At 56.8% G+C, this 22,891-nt stretch carries 16 protein-coding genes; 9 read left to right on the forward strand and 7 right to left on the reverse strand.

All coding sequences use genetic code 11. The annotated features are described in order from the left end of the window. The first annotated feature begins 20 nt into the window (after nucleotides 1–20). From BM155_RS09130 to BM155_RS09145, 4 genes are all read left to right on the forward strand, one after another. Nucleotides 21–1,052 (forward strand): cupin-like domain-containing protein, encoded by a 1,032-nt coding sequence (locus BM155_RS09130; protein WP_074902707.1) that lies wholly within the window; start codon nucleotides 21–23, stop codon nucleotides 1,050–1,052. 83 nt (nucleotides 1,053–1,135) lie between these two features. Continuing rightward, on the forward strand, nucleotides 1,136–2,647 hold the full coding sequence (locus BM155_RS09135) for a tryptophan halogenase family protein (RefSeq protein ID WP_067155536.1): 1,512 nt from the start codon (nucleotides 1,136–1,138) through the stop codon (nucleotides 2,645–2,647). A 70-nt stretch (nucleotides 2,648–2,717) separates the two neighbouring features. After that, entirely contained in the window at nucleotides 2,718–3,824 is a 1,107-nt protein-coding gene (locus BM155_RS09140) for a LacI family DNA-binding transcriptional regulator (protein WP_074902710.1), read from the forward strand. A gap of 141 nt (nucleotides 3,825–3,965) precedes the next feature. After that, nucleotides 3,966–5,360, forward strand: coding sequence for an alanine/glycine:cation symporter family protein (locus tag BM155_RS09145; protein WP_067155532.1), 1,395 nt, complete (start codon nucleotides 3,966–3,968; stop codon nucleotides 5,358–5,360). 156 nt (nucleotides 5,361–5,516) lie between these two features. Here the strand turns inward: BM155_RS09145 and BM155_RS09150 are convergent, their stop codons facing one another. Next, the gene (locus tag BM155_RS09150; protein ID WP_231902392.1) at nucleotides 5,517–6,119 is read right to left on the reverse strand and encodes a L,D-transpeptidase family protein; all 603 of its coding nucleotides are present in this window, start codon (nucleotides 6,117–6,119) and stop codon (nucleotides 5,517–5,519) included. A 219-nt stretch (nucleotides 6,120–6,338) separates the two neighbouring features. On the opposite strand from BM155_RS09150, the gene BM155_RS09155 reads away from it, so the two are divergent. The 3 genes from BM155_RS09155 to BM155_RS09165 all read left to right on the forward strand — a co-directional run bounded on the left by BM155_RS09155 (nucleotide 6,339) and on the right by BM155_RS09165 (nucleotide 8,433). Beyond that, the gene (locus tag BM155_RS09155) at nucleotides 6,339–7,067 is read left to right on the forward strand and encodes an AraC family transcriptional regulator (RefSeq protein ID WP_074902713.1); all 729 of its coding nucleotides are present in this window, start codon (nucleotides 6,339–6,341) and stop codon (nucleotides 7,065–7,067) included. Between the two features lie 108 nt (nucleotides 7,068–7,175). Beyond that, nucleotides 7,176–8,099, forward strand: a complete 924-nt coding sequence (gene yddG, locus BM155_RS09160; RefSeq protein WP_083421148.1) for an aromatic amino acid exporter YddG — start codon at nucleotides 7,176–7,178, stop codon at nucleotides 8,097–8,099. Nucleotides 8,100–8,205: 106 nt separating this feature from the next. Continuing rightward, nucleotides 8,206–8,433, forward strand: coding sequence for an antibiotic biosynthesis monooxygenase family protein (locus tag BM155_RS09165; protein ID WP_231902391.1), 228 nt, complete (start codon nucleotides 8,206–8,208; stop codon nucleotides 8,431–8,433). A 306-nt stretch (nucleotides 8,434–8,739) separates the two neighbouring features. On the opposite strand, the gene BM155_RS09170 is transcribed toward BM155_RS09165, so the two are convergent. From BM155_RS09170 to BM155_RS09190, 5 genes are all read right to left on the reverse strand, one after another. Next, nucleotides 8,740–10,206 carry a ferredoxin reductase family protein gene (locus tag BM155_RS09170; RefSeq protein ID WP_139223204.1) on the reverse strand — a complete coding sequence of 489 codons (1,467 nt, stop codon included), beginning with the start codon at nucleotides 10,204–10,206 and terminating at the stop codon, nucleotides 8,740–8,742. A 302-nt stretch (nucleotides 10,207–10,508) separates the two neighbouring features. Next, nucleotides 10,509–11,393 (reverse strand): polyphosphate kinase 2 family protein, encoded by an 885-nt coding sequence (locus BM155_RS09175; RefSeq protein ID WP_067155521.1) that lies wholly within the window; start codon nucleotides 11,391–11,393, stop codon nucleotides 10,509–10,511. Continuing rightward, nucleotides 11,390–13,951: a plasma-membrane proton-efflux P-type ATPase gene (locus BM155_RS09180; protein ID WP_254773163.1), complete on the reverse strand. Its 2,562-nt coding sequence runs from the start codon at nucleotides 13,949–13,951 to the stop codon at nucleotides 11,390–11,392. Before BM155_RS09180 ends, BM155_RS09175 begins: the two co-directional genes overlap by 4 nt. Nucleotides 13,952–14,195: 244 nt before the next feature. Further along, the gene (locus tag BM155_RS09185; protein WP_074902718.1) at nucleotides 14,196–15,908 is read right to left on the reverse strand and encodes a SulP family inorganic anion transporter; all 1,713 of its coding nucleotides are present in this window, start codon (nucleotides 15,906–15,908) and stop codon (nucleotides 14,196–14,198) included. A gap of 374 nt (nucleotides 15,909–16,282) precedes the next feature. Then, nucleotides 16,283–17,938, reverse strand: a complete 1,656-nt coding sequence (locus BM155_RS09190) for an alpha-amylase family glycosyl hydrolase (protein ID WP_074902720.1) — start codon at nucleotides 17,936–17,938, stop codon at nucleotides 16,283–16,285. Nucleotides 17,939–18,348: 410 nt separating this feature from the next. On the opposite strand from BM155_RS09190, the gene BM155_RS09195 reads away from it, so the two are divergent. Further along, nucleotides 18,349–19,515: a hypothetical protein gene (locus BM155_RS09195; RefSeq protein ID WP_074902722.1), complete on the forward strand. Its 1,167-nt coding sequence runs from the start codon at nucleotides 18,349–18,351 to the stop codon at nucleotides 19,513–19,515. A 249-nt stretch (nucleotides 19,516–19,764) separates the two neighbouring features. Beyond that, nucleotides 19,765–20,424 carry a hypothetical protein gene (locus tag BM155_RS17055; RefSeq protein ID WP_139223205.1) on the forward strand — a complete coding sequence of 220 codons (660 nt, stop codon included), beginning with the start codon at nucleotides 19,765–19,767 and terminating at the stop codon, nucleotides 20,422–20,424. Nucleotides 20,425–20,649: 225 nt separating this feature from the next. Here BM155_RS17055 and BM155_RS09205 read toward each other — a convergent pair whose 3' ends face one another. Then, nucleotides 20,650–22,551: a 3'-5' exonuclease gene (locus BM155_RS09205; protein WP_074902726.1), complete on the reverse strand. Its 1,902-nt coding sequence runs from the start codon at nucleotides 22,549–22,551 to the stop codon at nucleotides 20,650–20,652. Between the last annotated feature and the right edge of the window lie 340 nt (nucleotides 22,552–22,891).

Genomic DNA, 22,891 nt, shown 5'->3' on the forward strand with positions numbered 1-22,891 from the left:
CCGACACAAGAAAGATAACAATGGCAATCGTCGAAAGAAAAACCAAAGTAATTGAAGGTCTGCGGCCGGATACCATTCCCTGGCGCGAATTAATCGCGGCAGCCGAACCGGTGGTATTGAAGGGGCTGGCGGGCAGCTGGGAGCTGGTGCAAGCCGGTCGGCGTTCCGCGTCAGAGGCCATCGCTTATCTCAAATCCTTTTACAACGGCCGCACCGTGGGAGCTTATCTGGGATCTCCGGAAATCGGCGGACGCTATTTTTACAAAGACGATCTCAGTGGGCTGAACTTCCGCTGCGAGCGCTTGCCTCTGGACCAAGTGTTGGATGACATAGCGCGTCACCTGGACAACACGAGTCCCCCTTCCATTTATGTCGGCTCCACCACTCTGGATGCCTGCCTTCCAGGCCTGCGGGCGCGCAATGATCTCAGCTTCGACAGCGAAATGTTTGCCGGAAGTCGGCCGCTGACCAGTATCTGGATCGGCAATCCTTCAATTGCCTCCGCCCACTACGACGCGCCCAACAATCTCGCCTGCTGTGCCGTGGGGCGGCGACGCTTCACTTTGTTTCCCCCCGAACAGATCGCCAATCTGTACCCGGGACCGCTGGATCTGACTCCCGGCGGCCAGGCGGTGAGCATGGTGGATTTCGCCAACCCGGATTTTGAAAAATTCCCCCGCTTCCGCGATGCACTGGCGGCGGCACAGGTGGCAGAACTGGAGCCGGGGGACGCGGTGTTTTACCCGAGCCTCTGGTGGCACCAAGTAGAGGCACTGTCGCCGTTCAATGTGCTGATTAACTATTGGTGGAGCGATGCGCCCGGCTATATGGGGACACCGATGAACGCACTCTATCACGCCCTGTTGAGTTTGCGCGACAGGCCGGAACAGGAAAAGCGAGCCTGGAGGCACATCTTCGACTACTACATTTTCGGCACCAGCGATTTGCCGCGGGAACACCTGCCGGAGAAGGCGTGCGGTGTCTTGGGGCCCGTGGACGAAGATCGCGCACGCCAGCTGCGCGCTATGTTGCTGCACAAAATGAACCGATAACGGCAGCGCCAGCGGGTCGAACCCGTGCGGCGGTACGGGGGAGTGTTTACGGACCGGCTTTTTTGCTGAACAGGTGAAAAAAGATGGATAAAAACAACAATAAAATATCAAGAGTCGTAATCGCTGGTGGTGGCACTGCAGGCTGGATCGCCGCTGCGGCCCTGAGCAAAAAACTCGGTGAACTGCTGGATATTACCCTGGTGGAATCCGAGGCGATAGGAACCGTAGGTGTTGGCGAAGCCAGTATTCCGCCAATGCGGGTTTTTCACCGGCTCCTGGGTATCGAAGAGCGGGCCTTTATGCGTGCGACCGGCGCCACCTTTAAACTGGGCATCGCGTTTGAAAATTGGGGGCGAGAGGGCGACCGCTATATCCACGCCTTCGGCCGCATCGGGCAGGGCTCCTGGCTGTGCGAATTCCACCATTTCTGGCTGCGGGCGCGGGCGTTGGGAATGGATTTCGCGCTGGGCGATTTCTGCAGCGAGTTGCAGGCGGCGGAGGCCGGTAAATTTGCCACTGCGGAACAATCGGAAATCAATTACGCCTACCATCTGGATGCCGGGGCCTACGCGAAATTTCTGCGCAATTTCAGCCAGCGCTTGGGAGTCAGGCGTGTCGAGGGAAAGATTATCCGCGTCGGGCGCAATGCCGACAGCGGCTTTATTGAAGCTCTGCAGTTGGATAATGGCCGCCGTATCGAGGGCGATCTGTTTATCGACTGCACCGGCTTTCGCGGACTGTTGATCGAGGAAGCGCTGGGGACTGGCTATGAGGATTGGTCCCACTGGCTTTTGTCTGACAGTGCCGTACCTGTGCAAACACGTGTAACCGGACCGGCGCCACCCTACACACGGGCCACGGCTCGCGGCGCCGGCTGGCAGTGGCGCATTCCGTTGCAGTACCGGGTGGGCAACGGGCTGGTTTACTGCAGCGATTATCTGTCCGACGACGAGGCGGCAGCTCAGCTGCTCGCCAATATCGAGGGCGAGGTTCTGACCGAACCTAAGGTAATTCGTTTCAAAACCGGCAGACGCCGGCGGGCCTGGAATAAAAACTGTATCGCGCTCGGCCTCGCCAGCGGCTTTGTGGAGCCGCTGGAGTCCACCAGTATTCACCTGATCATCACCGGCATCACCCGCCTGATGCAGCTGTTCCCCTTCGATGGTATCGCTGATGCCACGGTCAATCACTACAACGCGCTCACGCGCACGGAACTGGAGTCCATCCGCGATTTTATCGTGCTCCACTACCACTTGAACGAGCGCGAAAGCAGTGCCTTCTGGCGCCGCTGCCGGGATATGGAAATTCCGCAGTCTCTGGCTCAGCGCATTCGACTGTTCCGCGACAATGCCTACGCTTACCAGGGGGATGGGGAATTGTTCCGGGTGGACTCCTGGGTGCAGGTGATGCTCGGTCAGGGGCTGAAGCCGCAAGGTTACCACCCGCTTACCCGCCTGATGCCTGAGGCGCAGTTGGCGCAGCTGCTCGGCGGACTTAAGGCGTCCATCGCACGCGGGGTGGCGCCTCTGCCTGCCCACCAGGATTTTGTCGAGGGCTATTGTGCCGCCGAGTTGGCCGAAGCCGTCCCGGGCTGAGAGCGCTTTTTTGTTGGTCTGGGATGCGTTATACAATCCCGTGACAGGATTATCAGCCGGTGGAAAGTCAGTGAAGCAGAGACAGCCCCGTCGACAGCGCGGCAGCGCGCCAACCATCAGCGACGTCGCCCGCGCGGCCGGTGTATCACCGATGACGGTTTCGCGTGTCATCAACGGCGAGAGCAACGTTAGGGCCAAAACCAGGGAGGCGGTCAACGCTGCCATTCAGGCGCTCGGTTACACGCCGAATCGCGCGGCGCGCAGCCTGGCCGGTGTGGAGCAGATCAATCTCGGCTTGCTGTACAGCAATCCCAGCGCCGCCTACCTCAGCGAGCTGCTGGTTGGCGGCCTTGAGCAGGCCAGCCGCTACAATGTGCAACTGATTGTTGAGAAGTGCGATGTGGAGCTGGACGCTGAAGAGGTGGCCTACCGGCTGATCTCCCGCGGTGTCGAGGGAATTTTGCTGCCGCCACCGCTATCCGATTCCCCGCGCTTGGTGGAAGTCCTCGAAACAACTGATACGCCGGCGGTGGCCATTGCCACCAGCCGCCCGCAGAAAAATGTTTCGGCGGTGAGTATCGATGATTACCGCGCCGCCCACGCTATGACCCGTCACCTGATTTCCCTCGGCCACAAGCGGATCGGTTTTATTGTCGGCGACTCCAACCAGGTCGCGAGTGGCCACCGTCTCCAGGGGTATCGCGATGCCCTGTGCGAGGCGGGGCTCGAAGCATCCGATGACCTAGTTGCCCAGGGGCTTTTTACTTACCGATCCGGCCTGGATGCAGCGGAGAAACTGCTCAGCCTCGGAGAAATTCCCACGGCTATTTTTGCCAGCAACGATGACATGGCCGCGGCAACCGTCGCCGTGGCGCACAGCTGTGGCCTGGATGTCCCCGGCGATCTGAGTGTGTGCGGTTTCGACGACACGGCTCTGGCCACCACTATCTGGCCGGAGCTGACCACTATTCACCAGCCGATTATCGAGATGTCTCGCGCGGCCGTGGATTTGCTGGTGAAAAAAATACGCGCGCGCCGCGCGGGCCGGGAAGAGGCATGCCGCCAGTTGCTGCTGGACTATACCCTGGTGCGGCGCCAGTCGGACGCCCCGCCTCGCCGCCGCCCACTGATCAAGGCCGTAGGGGCTTCTGGAACACCGGAAACCCGCACTGAATAGCAACGAGTATCGGCGCTATGCCCGGGCTTGCCGCTCTGCTTCTTCATCCGCCCACCGCCGCGTGACGGCACCGTCGCCGTTTGCGGCGGGTCGCGAAAAGCGTCAGTATGGCAGGTTTCAACTACGGAAACCGAGCCTGCGATGTCCCTTCTCTCCGCTATTGATTCCGCTCTTTCCGCCTTCGCCGCCTTCGTGTGGGGGACGCCGCTGCTGGTTCTGCTGGTCGGCGGCGGCCTGACCTTGCTGATCTGGTCCCGAGGCAGGCCCTACCGCCACCTGGGCCACAGCATTGGACTTTTGCGGGGCAAGTACGACGATCCGGCAGACCCGGGGCAGGTGCCGCATCGGCAGGCGTTGTCCACGGCGCTTTCCGGCACCCTTGGGCTGGGCAATATCGCGGGCGTGGCCATCGCCATCAGCACTGGCGGGCCGGGGGCGATTTTCTGGATGTGGGTGACCGCGCTGGTCGGCGTGGCCACCAAATTTTATACGGCCTCGCTGGCGGTCATGTTCCGCGGGCGCGATGCCAGCGGTGAACTGCAGGGCGGCCCCATGTATGTGATCCGCGAGGGATTGGGCAAAAAGTGGATGCCGCTGGCGGTGTTGTTTGCCCTGGCCGGCCTGGGCGGCATGATGCCCTCCTTTCAGTCCAATCAAACAGTGCAGCTGTTGCGGGAATCCTTTGCCGTGCCCCTGGGATGGGTGGACGAAGGCAATACACTGCTGTTTGATTTCACCGTTGGCTTGGTGCTGGCCGCGGCCGCCGCCGGGGTTATCGCCGGGCGCATCGAGCGCATCGGCAGGTTCACCGTGCGTCTGGTGCCGGGCATGGTGCTCTTCTATCTGGCCCTGACACTGATCGTGATCGGCTATTTCTGGCAGCAGGTGCCGGCGGTATTTGCACAGATTGTTAGCGACGCGTTCACCGGTCAGGCGGTGGCCGGTGGTGCCCTGGGTACAGTGATCGCCACTGGTATCAGCCGTGGAGCCTTCTCCAACGAGGCCGGTATCGGTACAGAATCCCTGGCCCACGGTGCCGCCAAGACCCGGGAGCCGATCCGCGAGGGCGTGGTGGCGATGGTGGGTCCGATTGTGGATACGCTGGTGGTCTGCACCTGTACCGCACTGGTGATTCTGCTTACCGGCGTGTGGCGGAATGCCGAGGGGGTGGAAGGCGTCACGATGACCGCCAGCGCCTTTTCCGAGGTGTTCGGCCACTGGGGACCGCTGCTGTTGCTGATGATGGTGTTGCCGCTGGCATTCAGCACCATCGTCACCTTCTGGTATTACGGTTTGAAGTGTTTTGTTTTTCTGTTCGGTGGCCGCTGGCAGCGCTTTTACACCGCCTTCTATCTCGCATTGGTCGCCATCGGCGCTGTTGCCTCGCTCAATGCCGTGAACAGTTTGATCATCGGTATGTACGCGATCATGGCGATTCCAACCATGACATCCACATTGCTGTTGGCCCCGCACGTCAACCGCGCGGCGCACAACTATTTTGTGGGTATGGCGGAAAAAAAAGAAACCCGCAAATAATTCAGGCGGGATACTGGGTATTCAAATGATAGGGAGAAAACCAACCTGTTTTTTCCCGTAGTGCCGCCGGATACGGTCCCTTGTATCCGGCGGTTTAAAGTTTCTATTCTGTCAGTGGCCCGCTCGCTCGGCTGAGTAAAGCCCGTGCGCCGATCCCTAGTGCACTACGGTGACCCGAGTGCCCACGGTGGCGTTCTGATAGAAAATTTTCGCCATATGCCAGGGCAGGCGGATGCAGCCGTGAGACGCCGGATAGCCCGGCACGCGACCCGCATGCATGGTGATAGGTCCATTGATGCGCATCATGAAGTCCATTGATGCACCGCGGAAAACGGCACCCGGAGGACGGCGGTGGCGGCGCACATCCACATTACTTCTCAGCACATAGCCGGTACGGCTGACATAGTGGCCGTAGAGGTTGGAGCGATGGCTGTACTTTTTCTCCGAGATACGGAAATTCCCGGTTGGTGTGCGATGCCCCGGCATACCTGTGGAAACGGGGGATACACCGGCCAGGCGACCGCCCTTATAAAAGTAAGCTCTCTGCTCGCTCAAAACGATTTTGATGTGCGGTGTTCCTCCGGAAACCTCGGGGCGCCACCAAGCCTGGCCCGCGTATCTGTCCTGATAAGTGGTGCCCTGACGCAGGAACTGATAGCCGTAGTCGACCGCGTGAGACAGGGGACTGAGCAACATTGCGCCGCCGATCAACAGGGCGCTCAACGAAGAGTTTTTCAGTAGGGATGAACGGCTTAGCATTGCGCACCTCTCTATTGCAAATGAACTTTGCAAACAACAGCGATTTTCGGTGGTATCCCCAGTGCGGCTTGCCGGTATGCTCCGGTATGCGCCGCTAAGTGGGCGGGCAACGGCCGCGGCCGTAGCATGTGGGAGAGATGGTAGAGTCGGCGGAGGTGCCGGATTACATCAAAAGGGAATGACGGCGCTAACGGTTAGAGCAGGTGCTATTATCCGCTGATGTCAAAGGCCAACTTGTTACTCGACCTGCGCAGTTACGACCGGGAAACCCGGCGGCATTTGCACGACTATCACCAATTGGTGTTGCCTGTGTCCGGCACCCTGGAAACCAGCATCGCCGGGCGGGAAGGCTGTGTTGATCGAGGTCGGGGGGCGCTGATCGCGGCGGGCGCAGAGCATGCCTTTGCTGCGGCTGCCGAGGATAACCGCTTTATCGTCGCCGATATCCCGGCGGCACTGGCCCCGGAGCTGGAGCGCCTGCCTGCATTTATTCCACTGGACGCGGCCCTCGGCCACTACGCCGCTTTTTTGCAGGCGGAGCTCGAATCATCCCGCTCCGCTTCCAGTCAGGGCCAGCGGCAGATGTTATTGCTGTTGGTGCAGCTGCTCACCGAGCGCTACGGCGGTGAACAGTGCATTGACCGCCGCATTCAGGCCGCGCGCGCTTGGATAGACGAGCACCTGGCGCAGCCGCTGCCACTGGCCCGGCTGGCCGCCGTTGCCCACTTGAGCCCGCGCCGTTTGTCGGAGCTGTTCAAGCGCAGTTACGGCATGACGCCCCACCAGTATCAGCTTGAGCGGCGTATGCAGCGCGCCTGGAGTCTCCTCGAGCGCGGCGAGTTTAGTGTGGAGCGTATTGCCGAGGAGGTGGGTTACAGTAGTCTCTCCGCTTTCAGCGATCGCTTCCGCCGCCACTTCGGCAAGTCGCCGAGCCACTTTCGGAAATAGGTCGGTCATCTCTGCCATTTCGACAAAGTTTTGTGCCTGTGCGCGGAACCGGATCGGCGCGGTTACCGGTAAGCTGGCCTATCCGGTAATTTTGTGGAGATACCCATTGTGAAGCGGACACAAGCCACCGCCATCGGCAGCCTTTCTATTCTGCTTTGGGGTACGCTCGCATTACTGACGCAGCTGACCGAAAACCAGGTTCCACCTTTTCAGCTGCTGGCGATGACTTTTGCCACCGCCTGGTTGCTGATGCTGATCAAGGGGGTGCTGCTGGGGCCTTCGCCCAGGCAGCTGTTGCGCCAGCCAGCGGCCGCCTGGGCATTGGGTGTCGGCGGCCTGTTCGGCTACCACGCCTGCTACTTCGCCGCCATGGCATTGGCACCGGCGGTGGAAGTCAGTCTGCTCGCTTATCTTTGGCCACTGCTGATCGTGTTGTTGTCGGCACTGTTGCCGGGGCACAGACTGCTGTGGGTACATGTTGCCGGTGCTCTGGTGGCGATGGCCGGTTGCTGGCTGCTGCTCGACCGGGGCGAGGGTGGATTCCAGTGGCGTTACTGGCCGGGCTATGCACTGGCGCTGGGCTGCGCATTTTTATGGTCCGGATATTCGGTATTGAGCCGCCTGCTGGCACAGGTAAAAGGTGAGGCTCCGGCGGATGCGGTGGGCTGGTACTGTGCAGTCACTGCCTTGCTGGGGCTGATATGCCACCTGCTGTGGGAATCCTGGGTATGGCCGCAGGGAATCCACCAGTGGCTGGGTATCCTCGGTCTCGGTCTGGGGCCGGTGGGAATCGCCTTCTTCACCTGGGATTACGGTATCAAGCGCGGTGACCTGCGCTTGCTCGGTGTACTCGCCTACGGTGCGCCTCTGGTATCCACGCTGTTGTTAGTCGTATTCGGCTATGCGGAATTTAGCTGGAGTCTGGTGTTGTCCAGTCTGTTGATTGTCGGTGGCGCGCTGCTGGCGGGCGCTGGCCCGCTGTGGCAGGCCCGCAAGGTGGCAAGAAGAACAGAGCAGTTGGAGACACCTTAAAAAACTGAGAGCAACTATGTCGAAAATTGCCAATACACCAAAACCTCCATACTACGCAGTTATATTCAGTAGCCATCGGACAGCTGGGGACAATGGTTACGCCGAAATGGCTGACTATATGATGGCGTTGGCCGCTCGGCAGCCGGGGTTTCTGGGGGTGGAATCCGCGAGGGAAGATTTGGGTGTTACCGTGTCCTATTGGGAAAGCCTCGAAGCTATCAGCAACTGGAAGAATAATTTAGAGCACCGTGAGGCCCAAAAGCTGGGCCGTCAGTGCTGGTACACCCATTTCCGGGTGCGAGTGGCAAAGGTAGAACGCGACTATGGATTTTAACGGGCCTTAGGGAACCTCAAATTAATTCGCGTGGATACTATGGTGGGTTCCGGGGCGCTCAAGCAATAGGATGGATGCTTCGAAAACGCACGAGTACTTCCCTGTAACTCCGATGGACACATCCCTGTATCCGACGGTTTCTAAATGCCCATCCTGTCACCTGAGCTTCTCATCCACCCACGAAGAATTCCTGCACCAGGAAGCGAATTAATCAGAGGTCCCCTAGATAATGGGCTAGCGGTAGGTTGCGGCTGGATATCTGGGGTTGCATAGCGTCTCCCCTTGCCAGTGGCTAATGGTTGCAATCTATCGCATTTCAAACAGCTCCTGATGAAAGTGCTTTGCGGGCAGGCCGTGTTTCAGAAAATCCTTGCGCAAGGTGCTTCCGAATGCAGAGGGGCCACAAAACCAAAGGCTTGCGGAATACCACTCCGGTACGGCTGCGCGGATTTGTTCGGGTGTCAGGCGGCCGTCTCTCGGCGTGACGATCAGGTGCAGTCGCACCTTTGCCAACCTGGCGTCTTCAGTCAGCTTGCCAATGGCGGTTTCGTCGTAATCTCTGGTCACATGGAACAAATCTATTTCTTTTTTCCCAGGGAACTGTGCCAGATGTTTCATTTTCGCGATAAAGGGGGTAATCCCGATACCCGCTCCGATCCATATTTGCCGCGGTTGATCGTCATTAAAATCGAAGCAACCGTACGGGCCCTCCACGGATACAGGTGTGCCCACCTTCAATGACTGTCGCAATTGACTGGTCCAGTCTCCCAGCGATTTGACAATAAAGGTGAGACTAGGATCATCCGGGTTCCAGGCTGAAGCGATGGTGTAAGGATGCGCACCTTCAGTGGTTTTTGAAGTGACAAACGCAAACTGTCCGGGCGAGTGCCCCTTCCAGCCTTCGCTAAGTTGTATGCGCCCTTCGATAACCTTTACGCCGGGATAGGATTCGAGTGCACTGATATTTCCCTTAACGGTGCACTTTTTCCCGACCCTGCCAGCCAGTACCAGCAGAGCCGATATGGTGCCGCAAAGTAGCAACAATGCCGTGACCCAGCCGATGGGCTGGGACCAATATTCCGACTTGATCAGAACAAGACTGTGGTAAACCAGAACAAGATAGACAGCTGCCAGCCATTTGTGTGTTTTTCGAAACAGGTGATAGGGAAACCATTTAATCAGGGCCAGGGCAATCAAGAGTACCGCGGCATAAAATGCCCATTCGCCAACGGATTCGGCCGTTCCTCTTTGATCATGCAGCCACTGCTCCAGCTGCGAGAGCGCCTCGCCAGAAGGGCCATGGCGCTCCGGACGTTGCAGCCAGCCCCACCTGACCATCCACTTGGTACCTTGAGCCCACCACCAATGGAGTGTGGCAAAGATCAATGCGGTAATACCCAGCCATTTATGCAGGCGGTACATCTTGTCGAGCCCGTTTAATGGCTGTTCCATCCACTTCGGGCGCACTGCCAGCAGCATCGCCACACTCATTGAGCCTATGGCGATTATTCCAGAATACTGCGTGAATACGGTGCGGAAGGAAAAGTAGGAGAATGGAGTGGGAATGAAAGTATCTGCGAAAAGCCAGGCTCCGCTGAGTAACAGCAGGAGCAGCCAAAATGTCACCTTTATATACTTCAACTTAAAATGACCCTTCGGAGGAACCTCTGCTTGATTTGCTTGCTGGGGTATAGCGACTTTGCGATCTGATAAGAAGCTCAGGTGATGGAATGGGCATTGCCTGAGTGTCCCGCAATTAACCGTGGCGTTCATGGGAATTCATCAGAGGTTCCTTAGACGCTCCCAAGACTAGCCGCTAATTGCGGGGTGTTACGGCTGGTGAGCTATAACACCTAGGTATTCTGTACCATTTATACAGGCTTGGCAAAGCGCAGTGGCGACTTGCCGGTCCCGGTATTTCCTCTGTTGCAAGAGAGCGATTGGGAATACGAGTTTGATGAAAAAAATACCGGTAAAAAGAACTATTCTCATCCCGTTTTATCCCGTATTTGGAGAGAAACTCGGAAAATACAGGAACGAGAATCATTGTGTTGCAGCTATGGCAATTACGCCGGTTATTTTTTCTTCTTCGGGCTCTTTTTTTCTCCGGAAATCAGTCCTTTCTTTTGTTCTCTCTGATCGAGAGAATGATATTTCTTTTTGATTTCGTCGATATTTTCCGTGGGCTTCGGGAATGCCATGTCCAGCGATTCCATTGCCTTTGCCACTATGTGGGAGATTGCCAGATTGCGGAACCATTTGTGATTCGACGGTATAACAAACCAGGGTGCGTAATCGGTGCTGCATTTTTCCAGCGCATCCTGGAATGCGCCGGTGTACGCATCCCAGTAGCAGGCTTCTGTATAGTCACTTTCGCTGATTTTCCAGTGACGGGTTGGATCGTCAATGCGCTTCTTGAAGCGCGCGAGCTGTTCTTTTGCGTCGATATGCAGATAAAACTTGAGAATCAGAGTGTTGTTGTCGGTGAGCAGTTTTTCGAAGTTGTTGATATGGTCGTAGCGCTTTGACCAGACCTCTTTTGGCACCATTTGGTGCACCCGCTGAACCAGCACATCCTCGTAGTGGGAGCGGTTGAAAATAGCCACATTGCCGCGCCGGGGCACAGCCTTGTGGCAGCGCCAGAGAAAATCGTGGTCCAACTCTTCCGCGGTGGGCTGCTTAAATCCGGTTACTGTACATCCCTGTGGGTTCATGGCACTGAGTACGTGATTGATAGTGCCGTCCTTGCCGGCGGCATCGCGCCCCTGGAGGCAGATCAGCAGGGAGTGCTTGTGTTCGGCGTACATCAGGTATTGCAAGTCGCGGATCTTGCGGTTGTAGTCTTGGATTTCTGGTAGCGCAGAGCGATGATTTTCGTGTTCACCCTTAAAGGATGCATCGATATTATCCAGATGAACTTTGCTTCCCGGTTTAACCCGGAATTTTTCATAGTAATTCATGATTTTTCACCGCGAGCGTAAGTGGACTTTTGTTGGTGCCGATAGAGAATTCGTTTCACCAGATCCAGGACAAACATCCAGGCAATCATATACAGCCACACCAGGCCGATAATGGCCCAGGGAATGGCGGGCACCAGCCAGCCGAAGCCGCACATCAGCACGGTCAGCACCTGGGTGCCGACGATAGCACCGAACAGCCGGGATGCCGGCCAGGGACGGGAGAAGAAAGCACCGCGGGCGCGCACGACAAACAGTAACAGGTGGCCGCCAGCCACTATCTGTAAAAACACTACTGTCTGAATTTGATCTTTTGAAAGCGGAATCCACGACTGCCACTGTGGATTTCCCAACCACTCCATGCCGATCAACAGCAGTCCCAGGGATTGCGCGATGGAAAACAGGCCGATAATGCTGGCCCCCAGCAGCAGCTGGCGCATCTGCCAGTGTACCGGTTTGGATGGCACAAGGGTGTTGTCGTAGGCGATGGTCATAATGGGGACGTCGTCCAGCAGGGCGATTAGGACAATCATAATTGGTGTGAGCGGCGGGAAGCCGAAAAAAACGGTGGCAAAGACAACCACCACCATAATGTCCAGGGTCATGGAAACCCGGAAGAGCACATAGTTAATGATGCGCTCAAAAATTTTGCGCGCTTCGTCGATGGCATCGATGACGGTGGAAAGCCCCGGTGCTGTCAAAATGATGGCGGCGGCTGCACGGGCTGCATCGGTCGCGCCGCTCACCGCAATGCCGCAGTCGGCCTGTTTTAGTGCGGGGGCATCGTTGACGCCGTCGCCGGTCATGGCGACCTGGTGCCCGCGTCCCTGCAGTGCTTTGACAATGGCGTATTTGTGTTCCGGGAATACCCGCCCGAATCCATCCGCCGTCTCCACACAATCGACCACTCTGGCCGGCAGGTGATTCATGTCCTGGTTTTTACTGAACAGATCGCCGGCGGCGCGAATGTTTGTCCCTATGCCCACCTGGGAGGCGATTTCTTTGCCGATGGCCACGTCGTCGCCGGTAATCATTTTCACCTGCAGCCCGTGATCGCGCGCTCTGGTGATTGTCTGGCGGGAGTCGTCCCGGGGAGGGTCTTCGAGGGAAAGGATGCCGAGGAAAGACCAGCTATGCCCCTGGTCTTCGGACCGGGCCACGCCGAGCGCGCGCAGTCCGCGCGCTGCCAGATCGCTGACACAGGCATCCGCCTTATCGGCCGTGTCCCCGGAAAGCTTGCACAGGGCGGCAATCGCCTGGGGCGCGCCCTTGGAAAAAAGCAGTGTCTTTCCGCTGCTGTCGGTGACCTGGGCCTGGGTGCGTTTGCTCACCGGATCGAAGGGCGTGAACTTGTCTGCGCGGTAAGTATCGAGGACTTTCTTGTCCCCCAGCCCGGCGAAGACAGCTTTGTCGATGGGATCGTCGGAATCCGGCTCGGACGCCAGTGCCGCGGCCTGAATCAATGTGGCCTTGTCCTCGGCGGCAAACAGTTGGGGATCGTGCAGGGTGAGTTGATTTTTGGTCAGGGTTCCTGTCTTGTCGGAACAGAGAATATCGACCCCGGCCAATTCCTCGATCGCTTCCAAACGCGAAACGATGGCTTTTTTCTTTGACAGCGTCAGTGCACCCAGGGCATTGGTGACAGTCATCACCGAGGGCATGGCCACGGGAATGGAAGCGATCAGCAATACCAGCACCAGGCGCAATATGTCCAGCAAATCGGACCAGTGCCAGTCTTTGGCGATGACAATATCCCGGTAGAGTTCACTGCCCACAAGAAACAACGCCAGAAACAGGCAGAGCGCGATAAGGAAGTCACCGATTTGTGTGACGGCTTTTTGCGAGTGAGACGGCCCCCTGCCTGCGCCCGCAACCAGTTTGGCGGTGCGCCCGAAAAAGGTATTCCGACCGGTGCCAATAACGACGGCGGTCATTTCTCCGCGTTTGGCGATACTGCCGGAGTAACCGAGATCGCCGATTTTTTTATTGACTGGCAGGGATTCTCCGGTGAGCGCCGCCTGGTCGATACTGATGGAGTCGGCGCCCACAAAGCGCACGTCCGCCGGTACTACCTGACCCAATTTTATGCGGACAATATCGCCGGGTACCACTTCGGCGGCGTCGATGGTGGTGAATTCGCCATCCCGCAGTACCTCCGCCTTCGGCGCCATGCCCGCCTTAAGTGCCGCCAGCGCGTTAGAGGCTTTGCGCTCCTGCCAGAAACCGGCGATCGCGTTGTACAGTAACAGCAAGCTGATAATGGCGAAGTCCGCCCAGTGGCCGATCAGTGCGGAAAGGAGTGCCGCGGCTTCGATCATCCAGGGTATAGGGCCCCAGAAAAAGCGCAAAAATTTGCGCAGTGCGCTCTCTTCTTTTTCGGTGATGGCGTTGCGGCCATACTTTTGCAACCTATTTGCGGCCTCGGTTTTGCTTAACCCTTTGGTGGAAGTTTTCAGGGTGGCATAGACGGAATTCAGATCCGCTTTTTCCAGATCGTCTCCACCTGCTTTGGATATCGTCGCCGTGGAAGCATTGCTCGATTGCTGCGATGTTTGTTGCACGTGAAATCCTTTTCTTGCCACAGTGTTACCGGGGCGGTTCCGGTGCGGGTTGTTGAAGGCCGCGCTGATGCGTTCGAGTGGTTGCCGTCGCTGCTTTCGGGGCACGCCATCACCTGAGCTTCCCATTTGGCAGAGGGGCTTCTACAGCGAACGAATCAGAGATCCATTAACAATCTAGCAGCTCGCCAGTCGCTGCAGCTGGTTCCATCGGCGTTCGCTTGGTGGAATATCAATGGCGGAGGCTTTACTCCGAGTGCGCGCTGCGCCCCTCTGCCTTTTTGGCGTCGGCGACTACAGCCTCCAAATTTTTGTAAAGGGCTTTGTCGTCAAAAAGCGCGCGAATTTGCGCCGGCGCGTTGGCGGAGGTGCCGCTCATGACCGCGGCAAATACCAGACGGATACCCCGGCGGGACAGGTATTTGTGCAATTCTCGCAGCGTCTCGGCAGCGGTAAAGTCAATATCATCCACTGCGGAGATTTCGATGCAGAAATAGTGTAGTGGCGGGTCGGCGCTGGTGGCCAGGTGGGTGACTTCGTCTGTCAGCAGCTGCGCATTGGCATAGTAAATACTGTGGGTGAAGCGGTAAATGATCAGGCCCGGTGCGGCCTGGGTGCCACTGCTGACCGGGCTGGCCTGCCAGCCGCCGGAAGCCGAGGGTCTCAGCAGCGCATTCCTGGGTTTATAACCGTGGCGGGTGTGCACAACCAGGGAAAGGGCCAGCGCAAGCATAATACCCTGCTCGACGCCGACCAGGATTACCGTCCCCGCCGTGGCCACCGCTACCCAGAACTCCGAGCGCCGCGCCGCGTAGATGGCGCGCATCCCGCGCAAATCGACCAGCTCCAGCCCAATAACAAAAACGACAGCCGCCAGTACCGCATCCGGCATATGGTGCAGTGTTTGGGTCATAAACAGCAGCACCATTAAGGTGATCATGCTGGTGACGACCATACTGAGTTGGGTTCGGCCACCGGCACTGTTCACGATTTGTGTTTTTGTGGGGCTGCCGTTTACGACGAAGCTGCTGCTCAACGCGGCGCCCAGGTTGGCAACGCAGAGCGCGCTGAGATCGGCATTTTCATCAAAGCGCTCGCCATAGCGGGTTGCATAGGCCCGCGCGGTGGCGGCACTTTGCGCGAGGATAACGATAAATATGGCGAATGCGGTCGGTGCAAGATCCACGATCAGCTGTGGGTGCCAATCGGCCTTGGGCAGGCTCAGCTCCGGCAGCCCGGCAGGTAGCGTCCCCAGCACTGGTAGCTGTGTATCCAGATCCATTGCCCAGGTGGTTAGGGTGGCTGCCACCACTGCTATCAGGGCAGCGGGAATATGAGGCGAGCACTTTTTACAGCTTGCGATCAGCAAAAGCGCGCTCAGGCTAATGCCCAATGCATAGTAGTTGGGAGACTCCAACTGTTTCACGTATTGCCAGATATTCTCCCAGCCGTTGTATCCGGTGGGCTCCAATCCGAACATAGCCGGCAGCTGCCCCAGTGCCACCTGAATGCCGACGCCGGTAAGAAATCCGATCAGTACCGTGCGCGAAAGAAAATTGGCCAGAAAACCCAGCCGCACCCAGCGGGCCAGAAGCAGCAGCGCGGCGGCGAGTAAGGCGGTGAGCCCGGCCAGCGCGATATAGTGGTCAGTCTGAGGTGCCGCCAGTCCGGTGAGGCCGGCGGCGAGAATGGCTGCGGTCGCCGAATCTGCTCCAACCACCAGGTGGCGGGATGAACTCAGCAGCGCGTAGGCGAGCATGGGGATAAACAGCGTATAGATCCCGGTGACCACGGGCATACCGGCGATTTTCGCGTAACCCATCACTTCCGGTATCGCAAGCGCGGCGAGGGTGGCGCCAGCGAGAATTTCCCTCGGCAGCTGGCGCAGCGTCAACGGCAGAATCCCACGCAGCAGGGGCCGGGACTTGCGTAGAGTGGCATGATCGGGTTGTTCGGACATCGTGACGCTGGCTGTGAAGGGACACCTGCAGCGGGTAAATGAACCGCATCCTTACAGCATAGCAACCGGGGCGGATGTGAAGCTCAGGTGATAGGACGGGCATTTCGAAACCGTCGGATACAGGGATGTATCCGTCGGAGCTACAGGGAAGTACTTGTGCGTTTTCGTAATGTCCGTCCTATTGCCTGAGCGCCCCGGAAGCTACCATAGTGTTCACGCGAATTAATCAGAGGCTCTAAAAAAAAGGCCGGCACTAGGCCGGCACCGGAAGCAGACGTCGAAAGGAAAGACGTTCCAAAATCGTGTGACAAACGCTTACATATTTCGGGACAGGGCCCCTGAGCCGTTTTGCACTCAGCGGCGCTCAACAAAGTTTACTGTTTGCGCAGCAGTACTCGTGCTCCAGCGGGTGGCAGTGTTAGCTGTTCGCCGTTGCGCTCGCCGGCAAACAGCGTCGGTGTAATATCCTCCGCGCTGGAAAATTCGGACGGCAGTGCAAAAGTCTCCGCATCTTTGCCTAAATTCAGGGCAACGAGATATTCCCGCATTTCCCCCCGGCGGAAAAACACCAGCAAATCGTTTTGAGTGTCCACAATTTCCTGCGCGGCGGTTGCCAGTTCCGATGACTGGTTCTTGTGCCAGTCGAGCAGAGCGCGGAAACGGTTCAGCATCGATTGCGGATCTTTTTCCTGCAGGCTGACCGCCTTGTGGCAGTGCTCTTCTGGCACCGGTAGCCAGGGTTTCACCGCGGAAAAACCGGCATTGGGTTCGTCGCTGTTACTCCAGGGCATGGGGGTGCGGCAACCGTCGCGCCCTTTGAAGTCCGGCCATAGATTGATGCCATAGGGGTCCACTAGATCCTCAAAGGCGAGCTCCGCCTCTTCGAGACCCAGCTCCTCGCCCTGATACAGACAGACGCTGCCGCGCAGGGTCAGTTGCATCAGTAAAAACAGCGGCGCGCGGGCCATGGCCTGCTCGGTATCGAAACCTTTATTCCAGCGGGTAAAAGAGCGGGGAACATCGTGGTTGCTGATGGACCAGCAGGGCCAGCCCTGTTCGATTACCTCGCGGTTCTTTTCCAGAGTGTCGCGCAGGAATTTAGCGCTGCTCTCCTCGGTCAACAGATCGAAGGAGTAGGCCATATTCAGGCGCTCGCCGGTGGTGTACTCCGCCATGATCTTGTGGGTGTTGTCATCGCCCACTTCGCCCATGGTCACGGTGCCGGGATACTGGTTCATCAGCTGGCGGACCCGCTGCAGGAACACCAGGTTTTCCGGTTGGGACTTGTCGTGAATGTGCCACTGATAGTTGTAGGTATTTACCGGCGGCAAGCCCTTCTCGTCCAGTTCCAGCGGGCGCGGCGGATTGTCGGCCAGGGACTGATCGTGGAAGGCGTGGTTGATGGCATCCAGGCGGAAGCCGTCCACGCCCCGGTCGAGCCAGAATTTCAGGTCGGACAGCAATTGTTCCTGAACTTCCGGATTGTGCAGATTCAGATCCGGCTGCTCTTTGAGGAAGTTGGTCAGATAGTATTGGCGGCGGCGGCTGCACCAGCGCCAGGCACTGCCGCCGAAATTGGACATCCAGTTATTGGGCGCGCTGCCATCCGGCTTGGGATCGGCCCACACGTACCAGTCCGCCTTGGGGTTGTCGCGGCTGGAACGGCTCTCCTCGAACCAGGGGTGCTGGTCGGAGGTGTGGCTGAGAATCTGGTCGATAATCACGCGCAGACCGCGCGCGTGCGCCGCTTCAATCAGGCGATCGAAATCGTCCAGTTTGCCGAAAATCGGGTCCACATCGCGGTAATCGGACACGTCGTAACCGAAGTCCGCCATCGGCGATTTGAAGAACGGGGAGATCCAAATGGCGTCCACCCCGAGGGACTGTACATAGTCGAGCTTCTCAGTGATGCCTGGCAGATCGCCGATGCCATCACCGTTAGCGTCGCAAAAACTGCGCGGGTAGATCTGGTAGATCACACCGCTGCGCCACCAGTCCCCGCTTTTGTCGCTGAAGGGCTTTCCGCTCATGCCTTGAGTCCGTTGGGTATTCATTAGGTTAGGGTGAGTATGGCGATGCTGGCTGGGTGCTGCCTCCTCCCCGGGCAGGGGGGAGGGGAGAGGATTGGCCGGGTTGCTAATTAGTGGATTCAGGACTCTCCCGTATGAAATGGTGTGACCCAAAAGCATCAAATGGTCTCACAAGTTGGGATTGGTTAGGGCTGATATTTTGCATCATTGCGCCTGGTGCAAGCGGAAAGGGAGGGCAGGCAGGAGGTGCTCTTTGAGATGTAGTTTGCAGGTGAGTCGAGACATTTGTCACAGTTAATTGTGACTGGTACGTCTGCACTTTCAATAGTTCGGACGGGGGCTTGAAGGGCTTTGGAAGGTCTCATTATGATCCTCGCCCGCACATGGAGTGACAAACAACAGGGAGTAAAATGAGCACTACACAGAACCTTCCTCTGATCGCCGGACAGCGTGCCGGCAAACCCATCCGCTGCATTACAAAACTCGAACCGGTTTTCCAGCGCCTGCAACAGGCAGCCCGCCGCAACCACTATTGGGCTACCATCGCCGTTAAGGAGCTCAATGCACTGACCACTGGCGTACTGGGCAAGAACAATGTCTACGTGCGCCCTAGCAAGTCGCGTACCAAGAACAGCAACGAACTGTATTACGTCTTTCTGCCGGGCCTTAAGGCCACAGTGGTGCGGTGGCCGGATGATCAGTTCTGTATTACTGAGCTGAACTTGGATGACAATTATTTTCGGGCGACGGAGTGGAGTGATGATGCCACTCGAATGGGGCTGTACCGAGCCTCATTAAGGCGGGATAAGCGAAGCTGGGGTGTAGAGCATGTGCCAGATTCTAGGATATTAAAACAACAGGGCCGGCTAGTGGCGGTAGCGGACTCGGGGTATGAGCGCGCTGACGATGCGGCTCGGTACACTATTCCTGGTGCTTTGGAGTTCTTAGGTAAGAATACTGCTGGGATACGTGAATCGGGCTGCGATCTACATTTCACACCTGGGCAGAAGCGGTTAGGAGGATTGCTTCGCTACAATCCATTGGAAGTAAATACTAGCCGCGCATCTGCGGTGCAGTTGGCGGCGACAATGGAAGGCGCAAGAGATATCAAGAATGTCAGTTGGGTGGCGGATTTTGGCGGATCTGCTGTACTAACTCAGGCCATGCAGATATTGGTGAATAAGGGGGTAAAGCTGAAGGGGCATACTGCCTATCTACACCGGCCGCGCACATCGCCTGCTAAAGCTTTGCGCTTGGCGCATAAACTGGAATTGACGTTAAATGAGAGCTTTGCTAACACAGGGCTCAGTCTTCGTGGTGCTCTCAGTCAGTTTTCTGTATCAGGGGCACGTCTCAATAATGAACGTGATCTCTATAACCGTGGATATCATGCTCGAGCTTGGTTTAAAGGCACGGTTGCAATGTCTACCCCAGTAGGTGTTGTGGCCACTGTGATGGGGGGAGCACAGGCAATGGCGGTGGTAGGGAGTATTGCCACTGCGATTGGTGGTGTTGGAGTTGCTTATAGTATTGGCCAGAGTTTGGCGGAGGACTTGCGCCGCCGATTCAAATTGTAATTGGGGGCACATATGCGAAACTGGATTAAATATCCTCCACTAGAATGGCGTAAACGCCAGGCTTATTGTGTGCCCCAAGGACCGAGTTTCTCTTCAGCTCGCTGGGCTATGATGCACCTCGCTGAAAGTCGTTTGCGTGTTAAGGTTCCGCGGCATAGTCCGCGCCGTTCTACGGTTGAGCAGGTGCGAATTCTACCTGGGCGAGATGTGCTTAGTTCCCCTCAGTTAGGACACTTTCCTGATAATGTTATGGCCAATGAACATTGGGGTAGTATCGTATTGCTGGCAAGAAGGTGGGCATTTTATGGACCTTGGATGACAGGATGTAAAGGGGAGCTTAGTCTGAGCATTGCCGTAGTTGGTCGCTTAGATGAGTACTCCTTACCTCAAGTTTCCCTCTTCAACCCCAAAGCGTTTGAAATGATTCTAGTGTACTATTTGAACGACTTTTATGGCCACAAGAACTGGGGAGGCGAATCTTCTCATATACCTCGTTATAGCGGGCCGATAGGCTGGCAGTGCCACAATCACCTTCCAGTACCCAGTGCTAGTTTTAAAATCAGCCGCAGTGCCGATCCTACGAACTTGGTACGACCTGAGTATTTTTTTGTATTTCCTATCACAGAAAAGCACTTTGTCGAAGTTTGCTTTGAGCAAGATATTTACAGCTTTGATAAAAATAATAAACCTACCTTCGATACCTCTCCTATCCAGGAACTGCAAGACAATATCTTTAACAGTATCAGCCTGGAATTGGGCCCGGAGACACAGGCGGCTTACGACAAAGTAAAGGCGGAAGTGGGAGATATGCGTTTAAGTGAGGAATTTGCACCGCTGAAGTGGCCCACGAATGTGTATCCGCCGGAGCCAGTCAGTGAGATGCAGCAGCGGTTGCGGGCTGGGAGTTAAAAGGTTCTCTGATTAATACGCCTTATCTCGGTAAAATTTCCAGGGCCAAAGATAAGGCGTTCAGCTGCAGGTATGAATATTTCAAAATCATCGGATAAATGGCGGTAGCCGGTGGGGCTACCGGGACTTCGCGCACTTTTGGAATGCCCTGCCCATCCCGCTACTTGAGTACCCCGAAACTGGCTAGAGGCTGAAAATTCTATTGTGGAACGGTTCATGTTCCGACTACCCGCCAATCCGCTCTACAAACCAATTCTCTCCACTCCCTGTTAACAACAACTGCTTCCGAGCCCGTGTCATCCCCACATATAGCAGCTTTACTTCACTCTCCAGGTTTTCCTCGTCATCCTTCAATCCTCCCAACCCGGCCAGAACCACGGTATCGAACTCCAATCCCTTGCTGCTTTGCCGGGTAAGCAGTGCGATACGATCCGCATTAGCGTCATACGCTTTCTTGCTGGCACTGTCTTTCAACCAAGCGTGCGGGATCGCCACCGCTTTCAACGCCCTTTGTAAGGTTTCGGCCTGCCGGGTGTAGCCGTAAATCACCGCGATGTTATTGAGCGGTTGGCCGTTCTGGTGCCATTTGCGGATACAGCGGGCAATGTAATGGGCTTCGTCATTAAAGCTGTCAAACTTGCGGAATTCGGGCGCTGGGCCACTGGTGCCGGCTACTTCCGGGGCAATGAGGGGAATGTGGTCGTCGTCGGCGTCCTGCGCTTGCAAAAAGTCTTTGGCGAAATCGTAGGCGTAACTGAGGATTTCGCGGGTATTGCGGTAGTTGAGTTTTAAAATCGTGGTGCGGCCACGGGCCTGAATCCCGGCGCTGGACAGGGGGAACTTGAGGCTGCGTTTCTTATAGATGGATTGGGCATCGTCGTAGAGTAGCAGCAGGGAGTTGGTGTTCGGGTCAATCATCTGCACGATAAGGGCAAGCCAGTCCTGTTCGAAGTCGTGACCTTCATCGATCATCACTGCGCTGTACTGGGCGCGGGGGATCTGGCCTTTGTCCACGGCGTGTATCACGGTGTCCACCTGCCGTTCCCAGTATTGTCGGCCGGGCGTGGCGGGGAGGAGGTCCACGTTGTAGGTTTTCAGTTGGCGGCCGCACCATTCATGGAAGTGATGCACCTGCACTTTTTCCTCGATGCCCTTTTCGACAATAAAGCTGCGCAGCCGAGCGGCCAAGGTGATATTGAAGCACAGCACCAGGATCGGCTTGGTGACGGCCTGGGCCAGATGCTGACAGCGGTAGCAGAGAATCAGCGTCTTACCGGACCCGGCCACCCCGTGAATAACTCGGTGACCATCGCCCATGCTGCGAGCCAGTTGTTCCTGCTGTAGGTCCATGACGCGGACGATATCGGGAATGCTGTTGTAATCTGCTTTGTTCTTGGCCGCGCTCTTGTCATCCGCACTCGGTCCCGGCCCGTTTTCAGCATCCGCGTTCTCATCGCTATCGCCGTCATCAAACAGGCCTTTCTGCGGTGTGTTGATGCGGATTTCCGGGAACAGGTTCCAGCGGATGCGATCGATCTGTGGCAGGCTTAGTTTGTCCCCAAAGGCGTAGTCGAACATGCCCCACAGCCGCTCCTGAAACACCTCCGGGTCGGCGGTGGCAGTCATTTCATCCTTGCAGATCAGCCGGTGTGGCGGCAGCACCAGCTCCTGATCCTCCTCACTGATGGCTTCGTTCCACTGCTTGCGGGTAATGTTGGGAAACACCACCCCGTAGCCCCACGGGAAACAGAGCTTGCCTTTGTACTGTGAGGAGGTTTCTTGTAAGTGCTTATCGCGCTGCAGTTTGTTGATGGCGGTGAGAGCGTACTGGCGGGCCTGCTGCAGGGGATTGCTGACGGTCTTGAGACCATCCGGGGTGTGTATTTCCACATCACGTGGAGTGATTTGTTTGAGGGTATCCAGCTTCCAGTCCTTCACCTCCAGAAACAGCAGTCCGCGGCCAGGATGGAGAATGATGTAATCGGGATAACGCCGGTTCCGTCCCACTGGGGTGTCGTACCAGACGATGTAGTCGTCCTCCAGTAGGCTTTCTAACCGCTGCCCCAGGCGGCGCTCACCCGGCGTCATGCCGCGAAGGGTGCTGAGGTTTGGGATAATAGTGGCCATGGTGGATCATCCTCTTAATCTCACAAGCCAGAACTGGAAAACCCCCGATATTCCAGATTTCCAACAGCGTTATACTACCGCAATAATCCTTAATAAAGGACATCCATAAAATAGAAGGTGTAGAGCCAGCTTTGCTGTATAAATATTGGCGCAATCACAGAGCAATAAGTGTGCGAAGCACGTATTAGTATTGCTGGGGCGTTGCCAAGCATTTGACTTGATGAGAGTAACTGGCGGTTGAGTGCGCTATAGTAACGGAAATTGTTTAAAAAACCTCTGATTAATTCACGTGAACACTATGGTAGGTTCCGGGGCGCTCAGGCAATAGGCTGGCCATTTC

Origin of the sequence: Microbulbifer thermotolerans (assembly GCF_900112305.1) — a bacterium.
Taxonomy (GTDB): Bacteria; Pseudomonadota; Gammaproteobacteria; order Pseudomonadales; family Cellvibrionaceae; genus Microbulbifer; species Microbulbifer thermotolerans.

Coding starts and splice junctions, on each gene's coding strand:
- BM155_RS09205 (WP_074902726.1), bottom strand. CDS start 22,551: ATGGCCACTATTATCCCAAACCTCAGCACCCTTCGCGGCATGACGCCG.
- BM155_RS09150 (WP_231902392.1), bottom strand. CDS start 6,119: ATGCTAAGCCGTTCATCCCTACTGAAAAACTCTTCGTTGAGCGCCCTG.
- BM155_RS09170 (WP_139223204.1), bottom strand. CDS start 10,206: ATGAACGCCACGGTTAATTGCGGGACACTCAGGCAATGCCCATTCCAT.
- BM155_RS09175 (WP_067155521.1), bottom strand. CDS start 11,393: ATGAATTACTATGAAAAATTCCGGGTTAAACCGGGAAGCAAAGTTCAT.
- BM155_RS09130 (WP_074902707.1), top strand. CDS start 21: ATGGCAATCGTCGAAAGAAAAACCAAAGTAATTGAAGGTCTGCGGCCG.
- BM155_RS09165 (WP_231902391.1), top strand. CDS start 8,206: ATGGCTGACTATATGATGGCGTTGGCCGCTCGGCAGCCGGGGTTTCTG.
- BM155_RS09155 (WP_074902713.1), top strand. CDS start 6,339: ATGTCAAAGGCCAACTTGTTACTCGACCTGCGCAGTTACGACCGGGAA.
- BM155_RS09185 (WP_074902718.1), bottom strand. CDS start 15,908: ATGTCCGAACAACCCGATCATGCCACTCTACGCAAGTCCCGGCCCCTG.
- BM155_RS09135 (WP_067155536.1), top strand. CDS start 1,136: ATGGATAAAAACAACAATAAAATATCAAGAGTCGTAATCGCTGGTGGT.
- BM155_RS09190 (WP_074902720.1), bottom strand. CDS start 17,938: ATGAGCGGAAAGCCCTTCAGCGACAAAAGCGGGGACTGGTGGCGCAGC.
- BM155_RS09195 (WP_074902722.1), top strand. CDS start 18,349: ATGAGCACTACACAGAACCTTCCTCTGATCGCCGGACAGCGTGCCGGC.
- BM155_RS17055 (WP_139223205.1), top strand. CDS start 19,765: ATGGCCAATGAACATTGGGGTAGTATCGTATTGCTGGCAAGAAGGTGG.
- BM155_RS09145 (WP_067155532.1), top strand. CDS start 3,966: ATGTCCCTTCTCTCCGCTATTGATTCCGCTCTTTCCGCCTTCGCCGCC.